The organism is Devosia geojensis (assembly GCF_000969415.1).
In the GTDB taxonomy this organism is placed as follows: Bacteria; Pseudomonadota; Alphaproteobacteria; order Rhizobiales; family Devosiaceae; genus Devosia; species Devosia geojensis.
This window is the reverse complement of record NZ_JZEX01000088.1, coordinates 1-14,091: the sequence shown is the minus strand read 5'-3', so window position 1 is coordinate 14,091 and position 14,091 is coordinate 1. Positions and strand designations below refer to the sequence as shown.

General features: G+C 65.5%; 14 protein-coding genes. 9 read left to right on the top strand and 5 right to left on the bottom strand.

The features are described 5' to 3' along the window. Nucleotides 1-8: 8 nt before the first annotated feature. Nucleotides 9-1,034 carry a nicotinate-nucleotide--dimethylbenzimidazole phosphoribosyltransferase gene (gene cobT, locus VE25_RS08645; RefSeq protein WP_046108210.1) on the top strand — a complete coding sequence of 342 codons (1,026 nt, stop codon included), beginning with the start codon at nt 9-11 and terminating at the stop codon, nt 1,032-1,034. A gap of 238 nt (nt 1,035-1,272) precedes the next feature. Here cobT and VE25_RS08640 read toward each other — a convergent pair whose 3' ends face one another. Then, nucleotides 1,273-2,802, bottom strand: a complete 1,530-nt coding sequence (locus tag VE25_RS08640) for a sensor histidine kinase (RefSeq protein WP_244466890.1) — start codon at nt 2,800-2,802, stop codon at nt 1,273-1,275. A 98-nt stretch (nt 2,803-2,900) separates the two neighbouring features. On the opposite strand from VE25_RS08640, the gene VE25_RS08635 reads away from it, so the two are divergent. The 3 genes from VE25_RS08635 to VE25_RS08625 all read left to right on the top strand — a co-directional run bounded on the left by VE25_RS08635 (nt 2,901) and on the right by VE25_RS08625 (nt 4,496). Beyond that, nucleotides 2,901-3,482, top strand: a complete 582-nt coding sequence (locus VE25_RS08635; RefSeq protein WP_052731831.1) for a thermonuclease family protein — start codon at nt 2,901-2,903, stop codon at nt 3,480-3,482. Nucleotides 3,483-3,611: 129 nt separating this feature from the next. Continuing rightward, nucleotides 3,612-4,091 carry an Lrp/AsnC family transcriptional regulator gene (locus tag VE25_RS08630; RefSeq protein ID WP_046108290.1) on the top strand — a complete coding sequence of 160 codons (480 nt, stop codon included), beginning with the start codon at nt 3,612-3,614 and terminating at the stop codon, nt 4,089-4,091. Nucleotides 4,092-4,097: 6 nt separating this feature from the next. Then, a complete protein-coding gene (locus tag VE25_RS08625; protein ID WP_046108209.1) occupies nt 4,098-4,496 on the top strand; it encodes a VOC family protein in 399 nt (132 codons plus the stop codon). Here the strand turns inward: VE25_RS08625 and VE25_RS08620 are convergent. From VE25_RS08620 to VE25_RS08605, 4 genes are all read right to left on the bottom strand, one after another. Next, nucleotides 4,493-5,800 carry a HipA domain-containing protein gene (locus tag VE25_RS08620; RefSeq protein WP_046108208.1) on the bottom strand — a complete coding sequence of 436 codons (1,308 nt, stop codon included), beginning with the start codon at nt 5,798-5,800 and terminating at the stop codon, nt 4,493-4,495. The two genes, VE25_RS08625 and VE25_RS08620, sit on opposite strands and share 4 nt — an antisense overlap. Then, nucleotides 5,800-6,033, bottom strand: coding sequence for a type II toxin-antitoxin system Y4mF family antitoxin (locus VE25_RS08615; RefSeq protein WP_046108207.1), 234 nt, complete (start codon nt 6,031-6,033; stop codon nt 5,800-5,802). The genes VE25_RS08620 and VE25_RS08615 overlap by 1 nt, the downstream gene beginning before the upstream one ends. 150 nt (nt 6,034-6,183) lie before the next feature. Then, nucleotides 6,184-7,218, bottom strand: a complete 1,035-nt coding sequence (gene moaA / locus VE25_RS08610) for a GTP 3',8-cyclase MoaA (protein ID WP_046108206.1) — start codon at nt 7,216-7,218, stop codon at nt 6,184-6,186. A gap of 248 nt (nt 7,219-7,466) precedes the next feature. Then, the gene (locus VE25_RS08605; protein WP_046108205.1) at nt 7,467-8,060 is read right to left on the bottom strand and encodes a L,D-transpeptidase; all 594 of its coding nucleotides are present in this window, start codon (nt 8,058-8,060) and stop codon (nt 7,467-7,469) included. Nucleotides 8,061-8,312: 252 nt separating this feature from the next. Here VE25_RS08605 and rpiA point away from each other — a divergent pair, with 252 nt between their 5' ends. The 5 genes from rpiA to VE25_RS08580 all read left to right on the top strand — a co-directional run bounded on the left by rpiA (nt 8,313) and on the right by VE25_RS08580 (nt 14,008). Next, a complete protein-coding gene (gene rpiA, locus VE25_RS08600) occupies nt 8,313-9,005 on the top strand; it encodes a ribose-5-phosphate isomerase RpiA (protein WP_046108204.1) in 693 nt (230 codons plus the stop codon). A 37-nt stretch (nt 9,006-9,042) separates the two neighbouring features. Continuing rightward, nucleotides 9,043-9,555 carry a DUF2059 domain-containing protein gene (locus VE25_RS08595; protein WP_046108203.1) on the top strand — a complete coding sequence of 171 codons (513 nt, stop codon included), beginning with the start codon at nt 9,043-9,045 and terminating at the stop codon, nt 9,553-9,555. A gap of 140 nt (nt 9,556-9,695) precedes the next feature. Further along, complete coding sequence (gene gorA, locus VE25_RS08590; protein WP_046108202.1) at nt 9,696-11,066, top strand: glutathione-disulfide reductase; 1,371 nt, start codon at nt 9,696-9,698, stop codon at nt 11,064-11,066. 306 nt (nt 11,067-11,372) lie between these two features. Beyond that, a complete protein-coding gene (locus tag VE25_RS08585; RefSeq protein WP_046108201.1) occupies nt 11,373-12,749 on the top strand; it encodes a class II 3-deoxy-7-phosphoheptulonate synthase in 1,377 nt (458 codons plus the stop codon). A gap of 335 nt (nt 12,750-13,084) precedes the next feature. Continuing rightward, complete coding sequence (locus VE25_RS08580; protein ID WP_046108200.1) at nt 13,085-14,008, top strand: hypothetical protein; 924 nt, start codon at nt 13,085-13,087, stop codon at nt 14,006-14,008. Nucleotides 14,009-14,091 lie beyond the last annotated feature (83 nt).

Here is a 14,091-nt window from a genome sequence, read left to right as displayed (position 1 = left end):
GAGTCGTCATGTCCGCCCCGCTCAATCCCGCCTATTCCGACGTCCTCGATCTCATCCTCACCGTGCCCGATGGCGACGAGGCGGCCGTGGCGGCGGTGCGCGAGCGCGACGCGCAGCTCACCAAGCCGCCGGGTTCATTGGGCGAGCTCGAGCGGCTGGTCGAGCACCTCGCCCGCTGGCAGGGCAAGCCCAGGCCCACCCTCGACAATCCGATGGTCACCATTTTCGCCGGCAACCACGGCGTCACCGATCAGGGGGTATCCGCCTTCCCGCGCGAGGTGACGGCCCAGATGGTCGCCAATTTCACCAATGGCGGGGCTGCCATCTCGCGCATCTGCGCGCTGCACGAATTGAACCTGCGCGTCTTCGAGCTGGCGCTGGAACTGCCGACCGGCGACATGACCCGCGAGCCGGCGCTGGACGATCGCATGTGCGCGGCCACCATCGCCTATGGCATGGAGGCGATTGCCGGCCGTCCCGATCTCATCTGCATCGGCGAGATGGGCATCGGCAACACTACGGTCGCTGCCGCCGTCTACGCCGCGCTCTTCGGCGGCACCGGCGCCGATTGGGTCGGGCGCGGCACCGGCGTCGACGACGCCGGTCTTGCCCGCAAGGCCGATGCGGTGGATCGCGCGCTCGCCTTCCACAAGAACGAGCTCACCCATCCCCTCAATATCCTCGCCCGCCTCGGCGGCCGCGAGATCGCCGCCATGCTGGGCGCGCTCCTCGCTGCTCGCCACCAGAAGATCCCGGTCATCGTCGACGGGTTCGTCGCCACCTCCGCCGCGGCCATCGCCTATGCGATCAATCCGGAGGCGATCGACCACTGCATCTTCGGCCACACCTCCGCCGAAAGCGCCCATGCCCGGGCGCTGGCCGCCATGGACCGCAAGGGCCTCCTCGATCTCGGCATGCGCCTGGGGGAGGGGAGCGGCGCTGCCCTTGCCGCTGTCGTCACGAAGACCGCGCTCGACCTCCACAACACCATGGCGACCTTCGCGGAGGCGGCCGTCAGCGGCAAATCGGCCTGAGCGCGTCTGCCCATCCACCGACGGTGCGGTTCGAGCGCCATCCAAACCTTACCCACGGGCTGTCATTCCGGCGAAGGCCGGAACCCATCCTGAGATGCCGCGCCAGTCGCAAGGTGTGTGAATGGGGCACGACAGCCCGACGTGCGTGTGGATGCGTTCAGGGCTGGGTCCCGGCCTTCGCCGGGATGACAGCCGGTTGATAGGGAGAAATTTGCGACACGTAACTTGCCGCTTCCGGCTACCCCGCCTCGGAAAAGATCTGCAGCCTGTCGCGCCGCTCCACCACCGGCGCCAGCGCATCCATCACCCGCGCCCGCGGGAAGCTGGCGATGACCTCGGTGCCGAAGCGCACCTTGGAGAAGAGATCGAACCGGCCCTGGTGCAGGTCCATGATCTTCTGGACGATGGGCAGGCCCAGGCCCGCGCCCTGTTCGGCGGTCTTTTGCGCCAGCGACCCCTGTCCGAACGAGGAGAGCACGGTCTCGATCTCGTCCTCGGGAATGCCCGGCCCGTTGTCCTTGACCGAAATCAGCTGCCCGCCATCGGCGCTGCGGTTGATGACGAGTGTCACCTTGCCGCCCTGCGGCGTGAACTTGATGGCGTTGGAGAGAAGGTTGAGGACCACCTGCCGGATCGCCCGCTCGTCGCCCCACAGCTTTGGCAGGGCGTTGCCGTAGCTGAAGGTCAGGTCGATGCCCTTGGCCTTGGCGCGCAGCTCCATCATCCGCCGGCAATCCTCGGCGATGTCGATCAGCGACACGACCTCTTCGTTGAGCTCGTACTTGCCCGCCTCGATGCGCGACAGGTCCAGCAGCTCGTTGATGAGATTGAGCAGGTGCAGGCCCGACCCGTGGATGTCGGCGGCATATTCCTTGTACTGCGGCACCTGGTGTGCACCCAGCAGCTCTGATTTCAGCACCTCGGAAAAGCCGATGATGGCGTTGAGCGGCGTGCGCAGCTCATGGCTCATGGTCGCAAGGAACTGCGACTTGGCAATGTTGGCCTGCTCGGCATGCCGGCGCGCCTCGTCCGACATGTGCTGGGCTTCCTCGAGCTCGGCAATCAGCGAATCCTTCTCGGCCTGGTGCGAGATGCGCTCGAGCTCGGAGGCGTGGAGCTGGCGCGCCAGATAGACGAAGAAGATTTCGGCGCAGATGACGATGGCGCCCAGCGTGTAGTTGAGCGTACCGCCGAGATAGATGAGGTTGATGGCGACCGTGAGCGTTGCCGGCAGCGTGCTCATCACCGTCGCCGGGGTGAGCGTGCGCGTCGCCACCGCGTTCGAGGCGATGCTGACCAGCACCATGGCGAATGTCACCAGCGTCAGTTCGGCTGCCTGCGTCAGCAGCCCGAAGAGGGTGATCAGCGACCAGGTGACGCCGTAGACCGTTTCGGCGGCGACGAAATTGGTGGTCCAGTGCTCGGCGTGGAACTTGGCCGGCGACACGCGCTGGAAGCGCCGGCAGAGCAGGGCGACCGCCAGCAGGCTGAGGAGCACCATCCCCGCCCAGATGGCGGTGAACATGAACGGCACCCAGAAACTGGCGACGACCGCAAGGATGATGACGATGGCCGAGAGGGGGAGCGCTGCGCCGATGCGCGACTCCGCATAGGCTTGCATCAGCTGATAGTCGAAGGCGGCGCGCGTGCCCGAGCTCGACGTCAGGCGCTGGCGCGCGTCGAGCACGGTCTTCTGGATGTTGCGGCGCACCTCGCGCCCCATTTGCGCGCGGACGTCGGTGCTGGATGTCGCCGGCTGGGACGGCATGACGCGGTTACTCGATAACTAGATGATGCGAACAGAAAACGCATTCGCTACGCTGGTTAAAAACACTATCAACAGCGTGGTTAACAGGGGATGAAACCTTGGTTTTTACCTATCGGCGCGGTAGCCGCCGGCGAAGCCGCCTCGGCGGACTGTCCGGCACCCTGACGGCGCTGGCCGTGCTCGCCGTCGTTGCCGTCGGCGCCACCCTCCTCGGGCCGCGTTACGATCCGGTCTCCGGCCGGGCGCGGGTCAGCGACGGCGACAGCTTCCGGCTGGGCGAGGAGCGCATCCGTCTGCTCGACATCGACGCGCCCGAGTTCGACCAGACCTGCACGGATGCGTCCGGGGCCGACTGGCCGTGCGGGCGCGCCGCGCGCGACCACATGGCGCGCCTCCTCGCCTCCGGCGTGGTCTCCTGCGTTCCCCACGGCCACGACCGCTTCGGCCGGCTCCTCGCCAATTGCGAGATCGGTGGGCGCGACCTCGGCCGCGAGATGGTGTCGGCCGGCCTTGCCATCGCCAATGGCGGCTACGACCATGAGGAGCAGCAGGCCCGCCGGCAGCGTCTCGGCATCTGGGCCGGCACCTTCGATGCGCCGCGCGCCTGGCGCGACGATCACCAGGACGGGCTAAGCCCTTTGAAGTGGTTGTCTGATTTGTTCCGCCCGTCGCAAACTTGACTGCCGGAGTAGAGTTGACAAGTGAACGTTTTTTGCTTTGACTAGGTTGATTTGGCGCATATCGCGCTAGATTTCCTGTATAATTTCATTAAATCCGCAAACGGATTTCTTCTGGGGGCTTCAATGGCGCTGGATAAGATCGATCGCAAGATACTGGGTCTCCTGCAGCGGGATGCGACCATGCCCGTCGCCGAGATCGGGCGAAAGGTCGGCCTGTCGACGACGCCGTGCTGGCGGCGCATCCAGAAGATGGAGGAGGACGGCGTCATCCAGCGGCGCGTCGCGGTGCTCGATCCGGTCAAGGTCAACGTCGGCGTTACCGTCTTCGTCTCGGTCAAGACCAACGAGCACAACGAAGCCTGGATGCGCAAGTTCTCCGCCGTCATCGACGATTTCCCCGAGGTCGTCGAGTTCTACCGCATGAGCGGCGACGTCGACTATCTGATGCGCGTCGTCGTGCCGGATATCGCCGCCTACGATTCCTTCTACAAGCGGCTCATCGGCAAGATTGCGCTGACCGATGTCAGCTCGGCCTTCGCCATGGGCCAGATCAAGTACACGACAGCCCTTCCGCTCGATTTCGCTCTCGTCGTCGACGACGACAAGTAACCGGCCATGCTTATCGGCTTCGAGCACGTCGGCATGACGAGCGGCAATCTCGACCGCACCATCGACTTCTATGTCGGCCTTCTCGGGCTCGATCTCGTCCTGCGCAAGCGCCAGACCCGCGGCGAGGTCGCCTTCCTCGACGCCGGCGGCGGCATGCTCGAGGTGATCGCGCCCGACCGCGAGGTCGATCTTGCCCGCGACGTACCCGAGGGCGTCGCCGGCATCCGCCACCTGACCCTTGCCTATGACGATATCGACGAGGTCGTCACCCGTCTCGAAGCTGCCGGCATCGAGATCATCGAGCGCCCGCGCCTCGCCTACAACTCCGAAATCCTCAAACGCGTGGCCTTCTGCCGCGATCCCGACGGTATCATCGTCGAGCTGGCGGAACGGTCGGCGAACTAGCGCACGAAAGTGTCCATATCTCGTGCCGGCCCGGGGACCTCGAGACCGAGGTTGTCGCATAGCGTGCGGATGTTGGTGGCGATGAGATCGCCGAAGTTCTTGTCGTGCCTTGCGATCTCCCCGAGTTGGCCGTTGAGCGTGCGAACCGCGCGATCGGTCGCTTCCTGGAGGATGCGGCGGCGTCCCGCGATGGAGCTCAATCCCAGTTCGGCAAGGAAATCGTCGAGGGCACGAGCGTCCACCTGCGCCAGCGCTTCCGCGTTGCCGATGCGGTATGCGAACTCGTCCGTGGTGCCCCGGTCCAGCACGGTCGGCAGCACATCGTAGCGCGGCGTCGTTCTGATCCGGTTTCCGGGCAGGTGGAACAGCGAGAAGTTCTTGGCGTGGGCGTCGGCATTGCCGATCAGCATGTCGAATATCGTGATGTCTATGAAGAGCTGGCGCTCGCGCACCGGATCGATCGTCCGGTCCAGGATGGTTCGAACCGCGGCGACATCGAACCGGCGTCCTTGCGTCCCCCGGCGTTCGTATTTGAGCCGCGCCGGCAGCCCCAGGGCTTGGCAGAAGTCCTCCTGATGGATGCGCCGGACGCGCCCGCCCTCGACCACCCGATCGTATCGCTCGACGAGCAGCGCGGGTATGCCCGCGATCTCCATGAGTCCGGTTGCCGCCGTTTCGAAGCCGCTTTCCCGCGAAAGAACCATCGCACGATGCTCTCGCGCCGCCTCGCGTTCGTGACGCTCCTGAGGCACCTTGAGGATGTGTGTCGTTGGCGCGCCGCCCAGCGGCGCAGCCATTCTTCCGTCCGGCAGGACCGTCACGGCGATCTTGCTCTGCACGCCTGCCAGAGGCGAGGGGTCCTGGACCTCCTCGGGTAGCGGCCTGCGTTCATGGAGCGATCGAACGATGCTCTCGAGTTGTGCATCCGCATAGGGCTCGTAATCCCTGGAAAGGACGCCGGGGACTTTTACCGCCGGGGCCCCCTCGGGCAGCACCGATACGGCGCCGGAGCAGTCCTTGCCCAGGTGATAGAGAATGCCGGCGATATCGTCATTGGCCAGGCCGTATTTCGCGATGATGTCGGCGCGCGCCGTATCCCGCTCCTGCAGCAGGTTGTCGAAATAGGCGCGGGTGGCAACATCTGCGAAAGGTTGTGGCGTCAAGGGCAGGGCAAGGGAGAGCGCCAGCGCATCCGCGCGCTCCAGGTGCTCGCCCGTATAGGTGAACGTGACCGCGCCCCTGTCGTCCGCCGCGAGCTCGCCGATCGGCGCGCCGAAGCCGTCCAGTCGAACATCGAGGATCATCAGCGGTCCTTTACGACAAGATCCAAGCCCAGCGCATTGAGCACCTGTAGAACCTTGCCGATCTCGGCCGTCGCCTTACCGTCTTCCAGTTCCGACACGAAGCGGCGTCCTACCCCGGCAAGGTCGGCGAAGTGCTGCTGCGTGTAGTTCCGCGCCCTGCGCTGCTCGGCGACGCGTCGCCCGAGGTCCTTGATGGTTCGGATCATCTCCGATGAAGGTGCGGGAACCGCCATGTACGTTCTCCTGCCGGGATGCAATGTGCTCCCGTACGGGAACATATAGGCTGCATTATCCACTTTGGCAAGCAATTGCTCCCGTGCGGGAGCGCGGCGCGGGCGATCAAGGGGAAATGGAATGCAATGTTCCCGAGCGGGAGCGCGAGGCTACCCTCCCGTCACCGACATATGTCGCATCACTGCCGGCTCTGCGTGTTCGCGGTCGAGCACGAAGTCGTGCCCCTTGGGTTTGAGGATCATCGCGTGTTCGAGCGCGGCATCGAGCGCGTCGAGCCCGCCTTCGCGCAGCGCGTCGCGCAGGTTCACCTGGTCGTCCTGGCCGAGGCACATGAAGAGCTGGCCGGTCGCCGTCAGGCGCACCCGGTTGCAGCTCTCGCAGAAATTGTGGCTCATCGGCGTGATGAAGCCGAGCACGCCTCCGGTCTCGGCGACCCGCACATAGCGCGCCGGACCCCCGGTGCGCTTGTCGATCTTTTCGAGGGTGTAGCGCGCCGCCAGCCGGTCCCGCAGCTCCTTCAGCGGCAAATAGCTCTCCACCCGGTCGATGCCGACTTCGCCGAGCGGCATGCCCTCGATCAGCGTCAGCCCCATGCCCCGGCCATGGGCGAAGGCCATCATCGGCTCGATCTCGTCCTCGTTGACGCCGCGCATGGCGACCATGTTGATCTTGATCTCGAGCCCCGCCGCCTGCGCCGCCTCGATCCCGCCGAGGACGTCCGCGATCCGCCCGCGCCGCGTGATCGCCGTGAACCGTTCGGCGTCCAGCGTGTCGAGGGAGACGTTGATCCGGCGCACGCCCGCCTCGACCAGCTCCTCGGCATATCTGGCGAGCTGGCTGCCATTGGTGGTGACGGTCAGCTCCTTCAGCCCGCCGCCCTTGAGGTGCCGGCCGAGGCTCCTCACCAGGTCCATGATGTCGCGCCGCACCAGCGGCTCCCCGCCCGTCAGGCGCAGCTTCGTCACCCCGCGCGAGACGAACGCCTCGGCGATCGTCTCGATCTCCTCGAACGAGAGGATTTCGCGCTTGGGCAGGAACGTCATGTTCTCGGCCATGCAGTAGACGCAGCGGAAGTCGCAGCGGTCGGTCACCGAGATGCGCAGATACGTCACGTGCCGTCCGTAGCGGTCGACGAGCGGCCGTCCGGCGGAAGGTAGGGCAGGGCGGGAGGCGAGATGCGTCATGAGGCGCAATCTATATCGTGGCTCTTCTCATTCAAAGCGCCCTCAAAACAAAATGGCCGGCGCAGACGGCCGGCCATTGGCAAACTTTGCTTTGGAGGGCGTCTAGGTTGTGTGGACAGTTAGGTCAGGGTGAGCCGAAAAGGGTGGTTTTTGAGAACCGGCGCGCAGCGTACGTTGGGGTACGTGAGCACCGGAAGCGCAGAAAACCGCCCTTTTGCAGGCCGCCATCACCTAAATGTCCACACAACCTAGTGTTTCACCACGACGGTCGCGCCCACGCGCACCCGCTCATAGAGATCGGTCACGTCGTCGTTGGTCAGCCGGATGCAGCCCGAGGAGACCGCCTGGCCGATGGTCCAGGGCTCGGAGGTGCCGTGGATGCGGTAGAGCGTCGATCCGATATAGAGCGCGCGTGCGCCCAGCGGATTGGCGGGGCCGCCGGGCATATAGGCCGGCAGGTCCGGAACGCGCTTGCGCATGGCCGGCGGCGGCGTCCAGCCGGGCCATTCGGCCTTGCGGGTGATGCGGTGCGTGCCCGCCCAGCGGAAGCCGTCGCGCCCGACGCCGACGCCGTAGCGAAGCGCCTTGCCGTCCTCGAGAACGAGGTAGAGCCGGCGCTCGGATGTCTCGATGACGATCGTGCCGGGCCTGTAATTGCCGGAGTAGTCGACGGTTTCCCGCCGGATGGGGCTGCCGCCCTTGTTGCGCGTCGCAACCGCGGAAGGCTCTTCCCAGGTATTGGTGAAAGAATTGTAGACCCGCGCCGCCGACACCGGCGCCACGATGCTCAATGCCAACAGTATCGACAGCGCCACGGCTGTCACCGATCTAAGCCTCGTCATATCCCCACTGTGCCTCTGACAGTAGAACCGCACAAACGATTCGCGCGGTTCAACAATACGCGGATGCTTACGCACAATCCTGCAACGCGCCTAGCCAGGCTGCCACGTTGTCGCCGCACTTTCGCCAACTACACCAAACTGTGTTGCCGACAGGTTACGATCTTTGTTCACCAATGCGTGAAATGCGCCTGTTGACTTTAGGCAATCGTCCAGTCAAACACCCGCCGCAAAGGCTTTCCGGGGGAGAACGAGGTGAGCGAGGCGCTGAAGCGCGAGGCCGCACGGGCGGCGCTGGCGGAGGTGAGGCCGGGCATGCGCCTCGGCCTCGGCACGGGCTCGACCGCACGGCATTTCGTTGATCTCTTGGGCGAGAAGGTCGCCGCGGGCTTCGAGTGCCTCTGTGTGCCCACCTCGGAGGTGACCGCCGAGCAGGCCAGGGGCCTCGGTATTCCGCTGACCGACCTCGACACCATCGACGCCCTTGATCTGACCATCGACGGCGCCGACGAGATCGGCCCCGGCCTCGCCCTCATCAAGGGCGCCGGTGGGGCGCTCCTGCGCGAGAAGATCGTCGCGGCGGCCTCGGCCCGCATGATCGTTATCGCCGATGAATCCAAGATCGTGCGTGAGCTCGGCCGGTTTCCCCTGTCCATCGAGGTCAACCGCTTCGGCCTCGGTGCCACGCGCCGCGCCGTTGCCGGCGTGATGGCCGCGCATGGAGCCGAGGGCGGCCTCTCGCTCCGCCTCAGGTCCGATGGCGAGCCCTTCGTCACCGATGGCGGACATGTGATTCTGGACGCATCTTTTGGCCGTATTTCCTCGCCAGAAGCCCTTTCCCGGGCGCTCTTCGACATTCCGGGTGTCGTCGAGCACGGCCTTTTCCTGGGGATGTGCAAAAGGGCTTATGTCGCGGCCGCCGATGGCGTAAAGACGGTGGACCCGTGAACGGGCAGGAGTTGGATCGAAACGAATGGGTTTTGCAATGACAGGTCTGGTTCAGCGCGTGAGGGCGCTTCTGGCTATTCTTCTCGCCACTGCCGCGGTTTCGGCTGCCGTCCCGACAATGGCGCAGGAGCTGGCGCCCGAGCATCTGGCGCTTGCCCGCCAATATGTGGACCTGACCGACCGCGCCAACGTCTATGAGGTCACCCTCGTCGAGACCGGCATCCAGACCATGCGCCAGATCGTGACGCAAAACCCCGAGATCATCGACCAGACCGACGCCGCCATCAAGAAGATCCTCGAGGAGTACCGCGACCGCAAGGGCGAGCTTCTCGATCAGTTCGCCCGCATCTATGCCGTGCGCTTCACCATGGAAGAGCTCCAGCAGATCGTCGATTTCTATTCGAGCCCCGTCGGCCAGAAGCTCGCCACCACCAATATCGAGGTCAATCAGGACCTGCAGAACGTCATCGCGGTGTTCGAGAACAATCTCAACCGCGAGTTCTTTGCCAAGGTCCGCGCCGAGCTGCGCGCGCAGGGCGTCGAGCTCTGACCGCTCTCCGGTCGTCGCTTCGAGGGACCCCGCCTTGTGCGGGGTCTTTTTTTGTGCCAAGCGCCACCCCATCTGATGCTGTCCCTCGCGGCGTGGCCGTCCCGCCGTCACGCCGGACATCGCCATAGGAGTGTGCGCAATTGGCTTATGACCTGCTGGTGATCGGTGCGGGCTCCGGCGGTGTCCGGGCCGCCCGTATGGCGGCGACCTACGGCGCAAAGGTCGCTATCGTCGAGGAGTACCGGGTCGGCGGCACCTGCGTCATCCGCGGATGCGTGCCCAAGAAGCTCTTCGTCTACGCCAGCCGCTTCTCCGATCTCTTCGATCTCGCCCCGAGCTTCGGCTGGACGGTGGATGCCAGGTTCGACTGGCCGACGCTCGTCGCCAACAAGGACAAGGAGATCGCCCGGCTGGAGCGCGCCTATGTGGCCGCGCTCGAAAAGCCCGGCGTCGAGATCATCCGCGACCGCGCGGTCTTGACCGGCTCCAACGCCATCCGCCTCGAAAAGGCCGGCACGACGCTCGAGGCAAAGCATATCCTCGTGGCCACCGGCGGCCACCCCTTCATTCCCGACATCCCCGGCGCCAAGCTCGGCATCACCTCCAACGAGGCCTTCCACCTCGAAAAGCTCCCGCACTCGATCCTCATCGAGGGCGGCGGCTACATCGCGGCCGAGTTCGCCACCATCTTCGCCGGCCTCGGGGTCGCGACCACCATCGTCTACCGCGGCGATTGCATGCTGCGCGGCTTCGACCAGGATATCCGCGAGGGGCTGGACGCCGGCCTCGTGGAGCGCGGCATCCGCATCATCTACCAGACCAATGTCGTGAGCCTGCGCAAGGACGGCGAGAATGTCTGCGTCACCTTCGGCGACGGCGTCGAGGCCCCCTTCGGCGCGGTGATGTTCGCCACCGGCCGGCGCGCCAACACCGCCGGCCTCGGCCTCGAGAAAGCCGGCGTCGAGCTCCATTCGGACGGTTCCATCCGCGTCGACGCCTATTCCCAGTCCTCCAATCCCGCCATCTACGCCGTCGGCGACGTCACCGGCCGCGCCGCGCTCACCCCCGTCGCCATCCGCGAGGGCGCTGCCTTCGCCGAGACCGTCTTCAACGCCAATCCCACCGCGGTCGATCACTCCATGATCCCCACCGCCGTCTTTGCCGAACCCGAAGTCGGCGTCGTCGGCCTCACCGAGACCGAAGCCATGACCCATGGCGACATCGACGTCTTCATCGCCCGCTTCCGCCCGATGAAGAACACCCTCTCGGATAAGACCGGCCGCATGCTGATGAAGCTCATCACGCAAAAGGACGGAGGCCGCGTCCTCGGCGTCCATATCCTCGGCCCCGACGCCGGCGAGATCGTGCAGATGGCCGCCATCCCCATGGCCATGAAGGCCAGCAAGGCCGATTTCGACCGCGCCATCGCCCTCCACCCCTCCGCCGCCGAGGAGCTCGTCACGTTCAAGGCCCCGAGCTACACCTATCGCGCCGGCGTGAAGCAGGGGTAGGGCTGCGTTGGCTGGCGGGGATATGGCTGACGAGATGAGGCACCATCCCGCCATATCCCACCGGCTGTCATCCCGGCGAAAGCCGGGACCCAGCCCTGAACACATCAGCGAGCACGGAAAGATCGGCAAGGGATTCCTTGGCTCATAGACCTTGCGGCCGGGAATGGATCGCAGGATGGATCCCGGCCTTCGCCGGGATGACAGCCGGTGGATGACTCTCGCCTACCCCTCCAACCGCGGCATTTGCGCTTGTCCGTCCCGCCCGCTGCTGGTAGACCGCGCCCGGTACAAGTATTGAGGCCGCCGATGAGCACGTGGACCCCCTCGAGCTGGAGAGATAAGCCCATCTCCCAGGTTCCGGCCTATCCGGATGAAGCGGCCCTGCGCGAGGCCGAGCGGCAGCTTTCGACCTTCCCGCCGCTGGTCTTTGCCGGCGAAGCCCGCGATCTGAAGTCGAAACTCGCCGACGTCGCCCACGGCCGCGCGTTCCTCCTCCAGGGCGGCGATTGCGCCGAGAGCTTTGCCGAGCACGGCGCCGACCACATCCGCGATTTCTTCCGTGTCTTCCTGCAGATGGCGGTGGTCCTGACCCACGGCGCATCCAAGCCCGTCGTCAAGGTCGGGCGCGTCGCCGGCCAGTTCGCCAAGCCGCGCTCCGCCGACATCGAGACGGTCGACGGCATCGACCTGCCGAGCTACCGCGGCGATATCATCAACGGCATCGACTTCACGCCCGAAGCGCGCACCCCGAACCCGGACCGACTCCTCCAGGCCTACCGCCAGTCGGCCGCGACCCTCAACCTGCTGCGCGCCTTCGCCTATGGCGGCTATGCGGACCTGACCCGTATCCACGAGTGGACCGTCGGCTTCATGAAGGGCTCCAACTGGTACCCGCGCTATGAGGAGGTGGCCCGCAAGATCGACGGCGCGATCGATTTCATGCGCGCCCTCGGCCTCACGCCCGACAATACCCCGGCGCTGCGCCAGACGAGTTTCTTCACCAGCCACGAGGCGCTGCTGCTCGGCTACGAGGAAGCGCTCACCCGCCGCGACTCCATCACCAACGACTGGTACGCCACCTCCGGCCACATGATCTGGATCGGCGACCGCACCCGCCAGCCCGACGGCGCCCACGTCGAATACTTCGCCGGCATCCGCAACCCCATCGGCATCAAGTGCGGTCCCTCGCTTTCGAGCGACGACCTTCTGCGCCTGCTCGATCGCCTCAACCCGCAGGACGAGGCCGGCCGCATCACCCTCATCAGCCGGTTCGGCGCCGAAAAGGTCCACGAGCACCTGCCGCGCCTCGTCGAGACCGTTGAGAAGGCCGGCCGCACGGTCGTCTGGTGCTGCGATCCGATGCACGGCAACACCATCAAGGCCTCGTCCGGCTTCAAGACGCGTCCGTTCGACAAGGTGCTGGCCGAGGTCCGCGGCTTCTTCGAGGTGCACCGCGAGCTCGGCACCTACGCCGGCGGCGTCCACGTGGAGATGACCGGCGACGACGTCACCGAGTGCGTCGGCGGCGTCTCGGCCGTCACCGAAGCCACCCTCTCGGACCGCTACCACACCCACTGCGACCCGCGCCTCAACGCCAGCCAGGCCCTCGAGCTCGCCTTCCTCGTCGCCGAGGAAATCCACGCCGAAAAGCCCGAACGCCCCCAATACGCAGCGGGGGAGTAGGGGGGTGAGGGAACCTCTGGGCCCAGTACGCTCGCGACTGGTGCGCCACCGCCTCCACCACCACGATGTCACCCCGGCGAAAGCCGGGGCCCATCCCGAGGTATCTCGCCAGCCGCCAGGTGTATGATCGGGGCAGGAAGAGCAAAGCCGCTCTTTCCATGCGCGTCGGTGTGTTCAGGGCTGGGTCCCGGCCTTCGCCGGGATGACAGCCGGTGGGTGTGGGCGAGTTGTGCTCCCGAACTCTTGCAGCTTGTGCCCGCTTAGAAGATCATTAACCCTAATAATCGATAAAGACTCCGGGGGCCTCGAATGGGCCTGTCTTCGCGGAGGGCTCAATGTCGCGCACTCATACCGTCGCCACCGTCTCCTCGGCCGTGCTCATGATCGCCGCGCCGGCGCTGGCGGCCGACTACAGCATGTACCCCGAGCTGCGCCCCGCCTATCCCAACCAGTGGACGCTTCCTGACGATGATCCTCTGCGCTTCGAGGTCGGATTGCGCTACTGGTATTCGAAGGGCGAGCAGACGGTGAAGCTCGACGGCGAGGATTTGTCCGCCAAGGATACCAGCCATATCCTCGAGGGGCATTTCCGCATCGATGACTTCTCGACCAGCAGCTACCTCAAGGGCATGGCCGGATACGCCATCGCGACCGATGGTGAATACACGTCCAGCGAGGTTCCCGGCGCCATCGATTTCGAAGGCGGTCATATCGGCTACGCCGGCGCCGATTTCGGCTACTTGCCGTTCGGCAACGACCGGGTGAGGGTGGGTGCTTTCGCCGGCTACCAGTACAACCGCGAGGCCCCGGATATCGCACGGGTCAATCTGTGGGATGTCGACGGCCTCGACATCCATTCGTTACGTCTTGGCTTGGCCGCCAAGGCCGAGTTCAACGAGATGTTCGACATCACCGCCGAGGTCGCCGGTGTTCCCTATGCCTATATCAACGGCAGCACCCCCGAATATGTGATCGACCCCACCGACATCGGCGGCGGGGTGATCGCCAACCGTGCCGTCGGCCGTATCGACGGCGCCGCCTACGGCGCCAGCGCCGAACTGATGGCCGGCGTGCATCCCACCCCCAACTTAACCATCCGGGCGGGTGCGCGGGCATGGTTTCTCAAAGGGCCGGCAACCGCCGAGGTCAACGCCTACAATAGCGTCGATCCCGACACCATCGGCGTTTGGGGCGTTGTTTTGGACGAAATCGCCTACAGCCGCCTTGGCGGCCTCCTGGAGATCACGGGCAGGTTCTGACGGTCCCGCACCTTCCGTCCGTGGGCACCCTGCTGCCACAAGCACGATGCGTCCCCCTCCCCCTTGAGGGGAGGGGATAGGGG